This is a genomic window from Streptomyces sp. NA04227, from assembly GCF_013364195.1.
Taxonomy (GTDB): Bacteria; Actinomycetota; Actinomycetes; order Streptomycetales; family Streptomycetaceae; genus Streptomyces.
On the sequence record NZ_CP054918.1, the window covers coordinates 6710469 to 6721495 of the forward strand.

An 11027-nucleotide genomic window follows, 5' to 3' on the forward strand; every position below is an offset into this window, starting at 1 on the left:
ACCATGTCCGCACTCCAGGAACTCTCCCGCGCCGACATCCTCTTCCTCAACTGGCGTGATCCCGGCCATCCCCGGGCCGGTGGCGCCGAGGCCTACTGCTTCGAGATCGCCTCCCGGTTCGCCGCCGCCGGTGCGCATGTCACGCACTTCTCGGCCCGGTACCCGGGAGCCGCACCACGCGGGACGAGGGACGGCGTACGGATGCTGCGCGGCGGTGGCACCTACGGGGTGTACGCGGCGGCCGCCCGCCATCTGCTCGGGCACCGGCACGGCTACGACGCCGTCATCGACTTCCAGAACGGCATCCCGTTCTTCTCCCCGCTGTTCACCCCGCGCTGGACCGCCGACATCTGCGTCATCCACCACGTCCACCAGAGCCAGTTCGACCTGATGCTGCCCCGGCCGCTCAACATCGTCGGCCGGATGCTGGAGAAGCAGGCGGGCAGCGCGGTCTACCGGGGGCGGCCGGTGGTCGTGGTGTCGCCGTCGACGCTGGAGGGCACCCGCAGGGAACTCGGCTTCCACAACCCGATCTACATCGTGCCCAACGGCAGCCCGCCCGCGGCCACTTCGGACAACCCCGCGAGTACGCCGCGCAGCGATACACCGACCCTGGCCGTCGTCAGCCGTCTGATGCCGCAAAAGCGCATCGACCTGCTGGTGCGGGCCATGCCGCAACTCGCCTGCCGGATACCGGACCTGCGGCTCGACATCGCGGGCGAGGGCCCCGAACTCGGCGCGCTGCGCGACCTCGCCGAGGACCTCGGCGTCGCGGACATCACGCACTTCCACGGACACGTTTCCGAGGAGGCCAAGCAGCGGCTGCTCGCCGGTGCCTGGCTGACGGTCGTCCCGTCCGCCGCCGAGGGCTGGGGCCTCACCGTGATCGAGGCCAACGCGGCGGGCACCCCGACACTCGCGTACGACGTGCCCGGGCTGCGCGACGCCGTACGGCCCGGGCACAACGGCTGGCTGCTGCCGCCGGAGGGGGACCTGGCCGACGGAGTGGCCGCCGCCCTGGAGACGCTGGCCGAACCGGCCGCCCGGGCACGGGCGGCGACCCGGTGCCGGTCCTGGGCAGCGGCGTTCTCCTGGGACGACAGCGCGGAGCGCCTCGCCGCCGTGGTCCTCGAGGAGATCCGCAGGACACGACGTCATCAGCGCTCCCGCCGCCGGCCCAGCGACCTCACCGTGGTCGGCCGATTCCGGGCCGAGGACGCCGAGGACGCCGCGGCCACCGAGGCCGCCCTGGAACGGGTGCTGCGGCAGACCGACACCTGGGTCCGCGACGGCGACCGCTTCCATCTGCTCCTGCACGGCTGCGACGAGGTCAGAGCGCTGCGCGCGCTGCACCGTCTCGGCGTGCACGCACCCGAACTCACCCTGGCCAGCCGCCAGGACGTCCTCGTCGGAACGAGCGGCCTCGACGGCGCCGACGGCACCGAGGGCGCCGACGACCTCTTCCCCGACCGCCGCCGGGGATTCGGCGGAGGCACCTCATGAAGGACCGGGTGACCGCCGCGGCGACCGGGCCCACCGGCTCGGACGGGGCCACGGCCGTTCGTGGCGCACGCTGGATCACCGGTGCCTCACTGGTCATCGGGGTCCTCAACTACGCCTACGCGCTGGTGCTCACCCGGCTCCTCGACGTCGACGCCTACACGACCTTCGCGGCCGGACAGGGTCTGCTGCTGTGCGCGGCGACCGTGGCGCTCGTCGCCATCCCCTGGGTCCTGGCCCAGGCCCTCGCGCGCTCCACCTCGGCGGCCGAACGCGAGGCCGCGGTGCGGTTCGCCGTACTGATCTCCGTAGTGGGCGGCGCGGTCGCCGGAGTGGCGGTCGCCGCCGTGTCCGCGCAGTTCGCGGGGCCCGACGTGGTCGTACTCCTCGGCGGCGTCACCCTGCTCATCTACGTCACCCGTGTGACCATCGGCTGGCTCCAGGGCACCGAACGCATGCGCACGCTCGCGGGCGTGACCGCCGGAGAGGCCGCGCTGAAACTCGTCGTCGGCCTGCTGCTCGTGGCCGCGTTCGGCCTCGGCGACCTGGGCGCGCTCGCCGCGTTCGGGATCGGCGTGGCGCCGTTCCTGATCTGGTGGCCCCGCGGCCGGTCGCGCGGCGGCAGGCGCTGGTCCGAGATGCCGGCCAACCGTGCGCTGTGGCGCCGTGCGCTCCAACTGGGCACCGTTCAGGGCCTGGTGGCGATGACGGCCACCATCGACCTGGTGCTCGTGGCGCTGCTGCCGATGGCGGGCTCGTCGATCGCCAGCTACCAGGTGAGCGTGATGGTGGGCCGGGTGCCGCTCTTCCTGGCCAGCGCGATCGCCGTGGCCTTCTTCCCGATCCTCTCGCGCCGCCGCCGGGACACCAGCCTCGCCACCGCCGCGGTACGGATGTACCTCGTGGCCGCCCTGCCGCTGACCGCGGTGTGCGCCACCGCGCCCGACGCCCTCCTCGGCGCGGTCTTCCCCGACGGCTACCAGCAGATGGGCGCCCTCGTCCTGTTCACGGCGATCTCCGGCTTCGCCGTCGGCGCGGTGAGTCTGGTCGCGATGTTCTTCCAGGCCGACAACGACCAGTCCTGTCTGCGCCCGCAGGTCGTGGGCCTGGTCGCGTTCGTGGCGGCGCTGCTGCTCGGCTGGCGGATGGGCGGCGTCGTGGGTCTCGCGGTGGGCGGCGCCTGCGGCACCCTCGTGGCGATGGTGCTCATGGTGCGCCTGCTGATACGGCGCCAGGGCTCCGCTGCGCTGCGCGGCCTGCCGTTCGCCGAGCCCCTGCTGATCACCGGCGTCCTCATCGCCGTACACACCCAGCCGGTGCTCTGGCTGATCGCCGCCACCGGTACGGGCGTTCTGGCCTCCATACGCTTCCTGCGCCACCGCGCGGACGTGGACGCACCCACCACGGCGCACTCCGAGGGGAGCACAGGCCCGGCCGGTCACCCCGCCCGCGACGCCCGCACCGGCGGGCGCAGGGCCTCCCGCCGACTCCTTGTCGGCGTCTCCGGCCCCGACGGCGTCGGCAAGACCTCCCTCGTCGACAAGCTGGTCCCGCTGCTGCGCGACAGCGGCTACACGGTGAGCACGGCCCACTGCTACGGCTGTGTGTTCTGCCGCCGTTTCCCCGGACGGCCACGGTTCTGGCGGGACGCGGACCGCAGGACCGTCCTCGGTGTGTGGTTCGACACCGCGCACGCCTGGTTCGACGCGGCCGAGGCCGCCGTACGGACCGCCGGGGCGTGCCTGGGCGCGCGGACCCGTGGCCGCGACGGTCGACCCCGGCTCGTGGTCACCGACCGGGGCCCGCTCGACTCCCTGGTGAAGTTCGACCCTCCCGAGGGCTCGGCCACCACCGCCCTCTTCCGCCGTCTGGCGCGCCGGTACGACATGACGCTGAGCCTGTCGCCCGGCACGGAACCCGGACACTGCGTTCGCCGCGCCAACTGGACCACCCGCTACGAGCGTTGGGGCCGCACCCTGCCGCGCACACACGAACTGCCGACGCCCGGGCACGACGTACGCACCGCGACCCGCTCCGCCCTCGCGCTCGTCCGCTCACACGGGGACGAGCCGCGCACACCGGCGACGGCGGACGGCCACCGGCGCCGCCGTGTCGTCATCTCGATCTTCGACGACTTCGGCAACCCGCACTATCGCGGCGGCGGGGCAGCGGTCATGGAACGAGTGGCCCGCCGCCTGGACCAGGACTACGACGTCACGATCGTCACCGCCGCCCGGCACGGCGGCACCCGCACCAGGAACGGACTGCGCTACCACTATGTGCCGGTGTGCCGGGCCGGACCGCGCGCGGGCCAACTCCTCTTCTGGGCCACGCTTCCCTTCCTGGTCCGCCGGGTTCCGCACGACCTGTGGCTGGAGAGCTTCACGCCGCCGCTGGGCACCGGCTTCCTGCCGCTGTTCACCCGCAAGCCCGTCATCGGTGTCGACCAGGGCGGCGGCGCCATCCGGCAGAAGTACCGCTTCCTGCCCTCCGGCGCCGAGCGCGCGGGAGTGCGCCACTACCGGCAGATCGTGGTCCTGAACGAGCCGGACGCCGAGGAGGTCCGGCGCCGCAGCCCGCGCGCGGCCGTGCACGTCATCGAGAACGGCGTGGACCCGCGGCACACGGACCGCAGCGAGTTCGGCACCGGCACCCACATCACCTGGCTGGGCCGTATCGACATCCGGATCAAGGGACTCGAACTCCTGCTTGAGGCCTACCAGTTGGCCGCGCCCGCCCTGCCGCTCCTGGTCGCCGGAAGCGGGACGGCGGCGGAGGAACGCAAGCTGGAACGGCTCCTCGACGAGACCGAGGGCGACGTTCGCTGGCTCGGTCATGTCTCCGGCGAGCGCAAGGACCGGCTGCTTGCCGAGAGCGCCTTCGTCGTGATGCCGTCCCGCCACGAGACCTTCGGCCTGGTCGCGCTTGAGGCCATGGCCCACGGAAAGCCCGTACTGCACTTCGAACTCGCCAGGCTGCGCTGGCTGTCGGGGAAGGGGGACGTCGCCGTCCCGCCCTTCGACGTGCCGCGCCTGGCCGAGGAGATCGGCCGTCTCTCGCGGGCGGAGGAGGAACGGCGCAGGCTCGGCCGCGCGGCCTACCGTGCCGCGGGCCAGTACACCTGGGACCGGATGACCGGACGCTACCGGGCGCTGGTCGAGTCCGTACTCGCGGACGGCCGTCCGGCCCCCTCCGCCCCCACTCCCGATGCCGTACCCAAAGCTCCCGAACCCCTTGACCCCGTACCGACCGGAGCGAAGGAGGCTGCCGACCATGGCCGTTGAACCCGTCGGAGGGCGCATTGGCGCGCGACCCGGCGCACTCACGGAGACCGACTCCCTGGCGAGCGCGCTCGAGCGGTGCGCCCGGCTGGTGGTGCTCTCGCCCCATCTCGACGACGCCGTCCTGTCCTGCGGTGGGCTCATCGCCCACGCCCGGCGCCGGGTCCCGGTGACCGTGGTGACCCTGTTCTCCGCGGCCGACGGTCCGCCGTACACGCTCTCGGCGCGCCGCTGCCTCCAGCTGGCCGGGGTGTCCGACGCACGGACGCTCTACGAGGCCCGGCGCACGGAGGACCGGGCCGTGCTCGGCGGGCTCGGTGTCGACTGGCACCACTCCGGCCTGACCGAGGGCCTGTTCCGCCGCAAGCCCGGCTACGGCCCGCCCGACGGCCGCCCGGTGAACCGGCTGCTGCCCGAGCTCGGCCATGTGTACCCGACCTACCGCTGGCATGTGGCGCGCGGCCGGATATCGCCGTACGACAGAGCCGTACTGAACGACCTGACGCGCGCGCTGAACAACGACGGGACGCGCACCGGGAGGGAAAACGGGCATGACCCGCACCACCGGCGTGCGGACGGACGGGCGGGGGAATCCGCGGGCCTCCTCCCTGAGATACCCGAGATACCTGAGGTACCCGAGATACGCGAGATGCCGCCCGGGCCCCGTGCAGGCCGACCGGAAGGCCCGACCGGCCCGACACTCCTGCTCGCCCCGCTCGCCGTCGGCGGCCACGTCGACCACCTGCTGGTGCGTACCGCCGCCGAGCTCAGCACGCGCGACGTCGTCTACTACAGCGACTTCCCGTACAACCTGCGGCACGCCGCCGACGCACGCTTCCTGGAGCGCAACGAGCTGACCGAAGTGCGCTGGGAGCGGGAACTCGACGGCAAGTCCGCGCTGATCAGGGGCTACCGCACACAGGCCGACGGACTGTTCCCCGGCGGGCACATCCCGCTCGCCGCCGAACGCTACCTGTGCCCGAGGACGCGCCCATGACTGTCACCGAGCAGCCCCGAACCCGCGTGCCGGCACCCGTGCGCCGGGTCCGCGGGCTGCCCACCGCGCTGCTCGCCCTCGCGCTCTTCGCGCTGACCGCGGCACTGCGCATCGTGGGCCTGGACCGGTCCGCGGACCTGTTCGTCGACGAGCTCATCTACCGGGAGCTCGGTGCCAGCGCGGCACGCGGCGGCTTCCCCCGCACCGACGAGGGACTCTTCTTCCTGCACCCGCCCGGCTATTTCTACGTACAGGCCGGATGGGGCGAACTGATCGGCTTCAGCCCGGACTTGGCCACCAGCATCTACGAGGCCAGGCTGCTGAGCGTGCTGTTCGGCGCCGGGACCGCCGCCCTGCTGATGCTGCTGGTCACCCGCGCCTCAGGCTCCCGTATCGCCGGAGTGCTCACCGCCCTGCTCTTCGCCCTCGACCCGTACGTCATCCGGCAGAACGACCGGGCGATGCTGGACACCCTGACCATGTTCTGGGTGGTCGCCGGATATCTCGCATTGCTCGGCCTGTGCCGGAGGCCGGGCCCCGACCGCAAGTACGGGCGGGCCGTCGCCGTGGGCCTGCTGTTCGGGATGGCGCTGCTGACCAAGGAGCACTCGGCACTGATCACGCTGCTGCCGCTGCTCCTCGCCCTGCTCCTCGGCTGGGGACCGCCCCGCCGCCTGCTGGCCACCGTCGCCGGGGCCTCGCTCGTTCCGTACGCGGCGTATCTGACCGTGGTCTACACGACGGGCCACTTCGAGGGCTTCCTGTGGGCCAAGCAGAACGGGGTCCAGCGGCTCATCGGCGTCGTTCAGGACACCGGGTTCAACGCCGAGGGCACCCCGTCCCTGGCGAGCCGCCTCGCCGCCGAACTCGCCACCTTCGCCTCCACCTACGGACTGCTCGCGCTCGGGCCGATCGCCCTGGTCGTCCTGATCCGGCGCAAGGACCCCGGACTGCGGATGCTGGCCCTGTTCGAACTGTGCGCGGGTTTCACCCTGCTGTTCGCGCTCACCCAGGGAACCCTTGAGGAACAGGCGCTGTACCTCCTTGTGGTCCCCAACCTGGCGGCGCTGGGCGTCGCGGGGGCGCTGCTCGTCCGTCGGGTGCCGGCCGCCCCCGGCCGCATGAAGGACGAGCGGCCCGCACGGCTGTTGCGACGCCGGTTCCTGCTGGCGACGACGGCGCTGGTGCTCGGCGCGGCGACGGTCTTCTCCAGCGTCTCCTACGTGGAGGGCCGGACCCAGCGCGACGACGGATTCGCGCGCCTGCGCGCCTATATGGCAGAGAACGTGCCGAACGGCGCGGCCGTCACGGCGGGCGACGGCGCCAGCGCCGGAGGCATCTCCAGCTGGGCACTCAAGGACCGCTACCAGGTGGGGGACTGGCTGACCCCGGCCGACCGTGAGCACTCCCGCGTCCGCTATCTCGTGGTGCCGTGGAAGCTGCTCGACCAGGGCTACGGGCGACTCGACGCCGACAGCGTCCGGCGGCTCGCCAAGGAGGGGCGGCTCGTCTTCTCCGTGCACGAACGCAGCTACGGCACCCTCGCCCTGTACGAACTGCCGCTGCCCGGCCAGGCGAACGGGAAGGCGAGCCCGGCCGGGCACCTCACGGGAGCCGGATCCGGCCATGACCGTTGACGAGCCCGTCACCCGGGTACTCCTCCTGACCAGCGGACCGCTGGACGGGCGGCGGGGCGCCGACATCCAGCTCGCGGCCGCGCTGGCCCGCTCCCTGCAAGGCCTGCACTACTACTGGTTCCGGCAGTGGCCGCCGCGGCCGCGGTCCGCCTTCGAACTGCCGGGGCGTGCGGTGCCGGTCCTGTCCTCCACCGGGGTGCCGGGCCGTCCCGAGCGGTTCCAGGCGGCGGCGGTCGGCGCGCTGCTCGCCCACCGCGTCGAACTCGTACACGCCGTGATGACCATCGGCGAGAGCTTCCCCGGCTTCTCCCGGATGTGGCCGCGGCTCATCGGCAACAGGCCGGTGCTGCACACCGTCCCCGGAGTGATGGATCCCCAACTCCTCGCCGACTGCCGTCCGTTGGGACCGACCGTGGCCCACTCGGAGGCTGCCGCGCGCAATCTGCACGAGGCGGGTTTCGGTGAGGTGTGCGTGGTCGGGCCGCCCGTTCCGCTGGACCGGTGGCCGATGATGCCGCGGCGGATCGACGGACCGCCCGTCGTCCTGGTCACCGGGCACCACGACCCGGGCGGCGGCGCGCAGGACGCGATCGCGGCCAGTGGCGTCGCCGTCCGCGCCGGGGCACGGCTCCGCCTGGTCCTCGCCGTCCGCGACCGGCCCGGCCAGAACCCGGCCAGGCGCGTCGAGGAACTGCGCGCCCAGGCCGCCCACGAAGGGCTCAGGGACACCGAAGTCCTCGGCCACGTCGAGGACATGGGCGCACTGCTCGCGGCCGCCGACATCCTGCTCTATCTGCCGACCGTCCTCGGGGCCAAGGCGGACATACCGCTCACCGTCCTGGAGGCGCTGGCCACCGGGCGGCCGGTCATCCTCAGCGAGCTGCCGCAGTTCGTCGCCCTGCACGACACCGTCCTGCGGGCACCGCTCAACGACCCGCACCGTACCGGCCATCTGCTGCGGCAACTGCTCGAACGGCCGTGGTGGTGGCAGCATCTGGCCGAACAGGGCCGGGCCGTGGTCGAGAGCCGTTTCGGTGAGGACCGGTTCGTCGCGCGGTACGCCCGCCTCTACCGGGAGCTCCTGCAGTGACCGGCCGCCACCGGCTGCCCAAACGGCGCTGGGAGTCCCTCCGCACGCTGCTGCCCCGCGGCCGCAGGTTGCTTCCGTACGCGGCACTGGTGGTGTGCGTGGTGACCCTGGTCGTGGTCACGCTCAGCGTCGGCGGCCAGCCCTCGCAGGACCGGGGACGCCACTGGTTCGGCACCCTCCAGACCGAACCCGCCGCCGCGCAACGGGAGAAGGAGCACGGCGTCACGGTGGCCCACCTCCAGGTCGACTGGAGCCGCCTGGAGCCCTCACCCGGCCACTTCGACCGCCGCTACCTCGCCGAACTACGTACCCGGCTCGCCGCGTTCCGCACCGCGGGCATGAAGGTCGAGGCCGGACTCGGCCTCAACCAGCCGCCGCGCTGGCTGTTCGAGCGGCACCCGGAGGCGGCCTTCACCGACCAGCACGGCAAGCGGTCCCGGGAGAGCGCCAACCTGGTGTTCAGCCAGGACGTGCGCGACGCGGCCCGGAACTATCTGCAACGCCTCGACCGTGCCCTCGGCCTGAACTCGTTCTGGGCGATCCGCGTCGGCGTCAACGGCTCCGGCGAGTTCACCTACCCCGACGCCGCCCCGGCGCCGGAAGAACGGTCCGGGGGGCACCACGGCTCCTTCTGGGCCTTCGACCGGTACGCACGGGCCGCACACGCCGAGCCCGGCCGGGCCGAGGGCGTGCCGATGAACCCGTACCCCGGCTGGCGCCCCGGCCAACGCACCCACCACGGCGCGGAGTTCACACCGCGCCAGGCGCTGCGCTGGTACGAGTGGTACCTGTCCTCCCTGGCCGGTGCGGTCAACTGGCAGGTCGACCGGTACGACGACCTCGGGTACCGGGGACTGCTGAAGGTGCTGGTCCCCGGGACGGGCCTGCGGCCCGCGGAGCTGAGCGCGGCCGTCCGCGACCGGCTCGGCGACGGCCGGGAGTCGGCGCTGCTCGGCGAGGGCGCCGGGTTCTCCCGCACCATCGGCCGGATCCAGCACCAGGACAACGTCCAGATCGTCAGTACTGCACTCGTCGACGGCTCCGGCATCCCGCGCGACAACGTCTGCCGCCCCGAGGACAAGTCCGTCGGCCTGGACGGGCGTACCCACAACGGGCGCCCGGCCGCCGTGGAGAACTGGTCCTCGGTCCGCTGGATCGCGCGGATCGCGACGCTGGAGGACTTCCCGCTGAGCGGCGAGAGCGCGGGCGCGCACGTCGCCCCGTACCACCCGGGCGTCATGGACAGGGCGGCGTGGCAGATGCGGGCCTGTGGGCTCAAGGGGCTCATGTGGGCCTTCGACGCCAATCTCCACGACGGCACCGAGGGCACCTCGCTCAAGGAGTACGCCGCCGTGATCGAAGAGCAGGACCGGTGAACGAGCCTCAAGGAGGCAGCCATGACAGTAGATGTGATCACCCCCGACGAACTCGGCCCCGCCGAACTGACCGCCTGGCGCGACTTCCAGCGGGCCGACCCCGGACTCGACAGTCCGTTCCTGGCACCGGAGTTCACCCTGGCCGTCGGCCGTGAACGGCCCGGCGCCCGGGTCGCCGTGCTCAGCGACGGTACCGGCGAGGTCGGCTTCTTCCCCTTCGAGCGGCACCGCCTCGGCCTGGGCGTCCCCATCGGCGAGGGTCTGTGCGACCGGCAGGGACTCGTCCACACCCCGGGACTCGACTGGGAGCCGCGCGAACTGCTGCGCGCCTGCGGGCTCCAGCTCTGGCGCTTCGACCATCTCGCCGCGGGACAGTGGCCGTTCGAGCACGGAGTCGTGCACCGCGGTGAGTCCCCGGTGCTGGATCTGCGCGAGGGCTTCGACACCTATCTGGCGGGCTACCGCAGCCGGGCACCGCAGAGCGCGAAGTCCCTGGACAAGAAGCGGCGCCGCCTGGAGCGCCGACTGGGACCCGTACGGCTGGAGTTCGACGATCAGGACCCCCGCATGCTCGCCACGCTGATGCGGTGGAAGTCCGGGCAGTACCGGGACAAGAACCAGGTCGACCTCTTCTCCCGGCCCTGGGTGGTGGACCTTCTGGACGAACTGCGGCGCACCCGGGCGCCCACGTGTACGGGCGTCCTGTCCACCCTGTACGCCGCCGACCGGCCGATCGCCGTCCACCTCGGCCTGAGGTCCGAGCGGGTGCTCCACTACTGGTTCTCCTCCTTCGACCCCGAGGTGTCCGCCTACTCGCCCGGCCGGATGCTGCTGATGGAACTGGCACGGGCCGCCGCCGACGAGGACCTCGACTGGCTGGAGCTGGGCAAGGGGCAGGAGGACTACAAGCAGCACGTGAAGTCGACCGCCCTGACCGTGACCGAGGGCTGGGCGACCCGCGACACCCTGCCCGCGACGGTGCGCCGCGCCCAGGTCGAGTCCGCGAACCGGCTGCGCGCGGCGGTGGCTGACAACCCGATGCTGCGGGACCTGGCCCTGCGGACACTGCGCCGCTTTCCCCGCATGTGGCAAGGGACTTGAGCGCACGCCGGGCGTTGGGACCGGCGGTAGGCCGTACGCCGCGCA

Annotated in this window: 7 protein-coding genes; all 7 read left to right on the forward strand. The window is 72.6% G+C overall.

Translation table 11 applies throughout. The features are described 5' to 3' along the window. Positions 1-3: 3 nt before the first annotated feature. From HUT18_RS28340 to HUT18_RS28370, 7 genes are read left to right on the forward strand one after another with little or no spacing between them, the layout of a single operon-like run. Positions 4-1503, forward strand: coding sequence for a glycosyltransferase family 4 protein (locus HUT18_RS28340; protein WP_176103368.1), 1500 nt, complete (start codon positions 4-6; stop codon positions 1501-1503). Continuing rightward, positions 1500-4784 carry a glycosyltransferase gene (locus HUT18_RS28345; protein ID WP_176103369.1) on the forward strand — a complete coding sequence of 1095 codons (3285 nt, stop codon included), beginning with the start codon at positions 1500-1502 and terminating at the stop codon, positions 4782-4784. The genes HUT18_RS28340 and HUT18_RS28345 overlap by 4 nt, the downstream gene beginning before the upstream one ends. Next, positions 4774-5778, forward strand: coding sequence for a PIG-L deacetylase family protein (locus HUT18_RS28350; protein WP_176103370.1), 1005 nt, complete (start codon positions 4774-4776; stop codon positions 5776-5778). Before HUT18_RS28345 ends, HUT18_RS28350 begins: the two co-directional genes overlap by 11 nt. Then, on the forward strand, positions 5775-7415 hold the full coding sequence (locus HUT18_RS28355; protein WP_176103371.1) for a glycosyltransferase family 39 protein: 1641 nt from the start codon (positions 5775-5777) through the stop codon (positions 7413-7415). The genes HUT18_RS28350 and HUT18_RS28355 overlap by 4 nt, the downstream gene beginning before the upstream one ends. Continuing rightward, a complete protein-coding gene (locus HUT18_RS28360) occupies positions 7405-8505 on the forward strand; it encodes a glycosyltransferase (protein ID WP_176103372.1) in 1101 nt (366 codons plus the stop codon). Before HUT18_RS28355 ends, HUT18_RS28360 begins: the two co-directional genes overlap by 11 nt. Continuing rightward, on the forward strand, positions 8502-9881 hold the full coding sequence (locus HUT18_RS28365; protein WP_176103373.1) for a beta-galactosidase: 1380 nt from the start codon (positions 8502-8504) through the stop codon (positions 9879-9881). Before HUT18_RS28360 ends, HUT18_RS28365 begins: the two co-directional genes overlap by 4 nt. Before the next feature lie 21 nt (positions 9882-9902). After that, the gene (locus HUT18_RS28370; RefSeq protein WP_176103374.1) at positions 9903-10982 is read left to right on the forward strand and encodes a GNAT family N-acetyltransferase; all 1080 of its coding nucleotides are present in this window, start codon (positions 9903-9905) and stop codon (positions 10980-10982) included. Positions 10983-11027: the final 45 nt, after the last annotated feature.

Excerpts from the sequence above, each read along its gene's own strand:
- HUT18_RS28360 (WP_176103372.1), top strand. The coding sequence starts at position 7,405 with ATGACCGTTGACGAGCCCGTCACCCGGGTACTCCTCCTGACCAGCGGA.
- HUT18_RS28345 (WP_176103369.1), top strand. The coding sequence starts at position 1,500 with ATGAAGGACCGGGTGACCGCCGCGGCGACCGGGCCCACCGGCTCGGAC.
- HUT18_RS28370 (WP_176103374.1), top strand. The coding sequence starts at position 9,903 with ATGACAGTAGATGTGATCACCCCCGACGAACTCGGCCCCGCCGAACTG.
- HUT18_RS28340 (WP_176103368.1), top strand. The coding sequence starts at position 4 with ATGTCCGCACTCCAGGAACTCTCCCGCGCCGACATCCTCTTCCTCAAC.
- HUT18_RS28355 (WP_176103371.1), top strand. The coding sequence starts at position 5,775 with ATGACTGTCACCGAGCAGCCCCGAACCCGCGTGCCGGCACCCGTGCGC.
- HUT18_RS28350 (WP_176103370.1), top strand. The coding sequence starts at position 4,774 with ATGGCCGTTGAACCCGTCGGAGGGCGCATTGGCGCGCGACCCGGCGCA.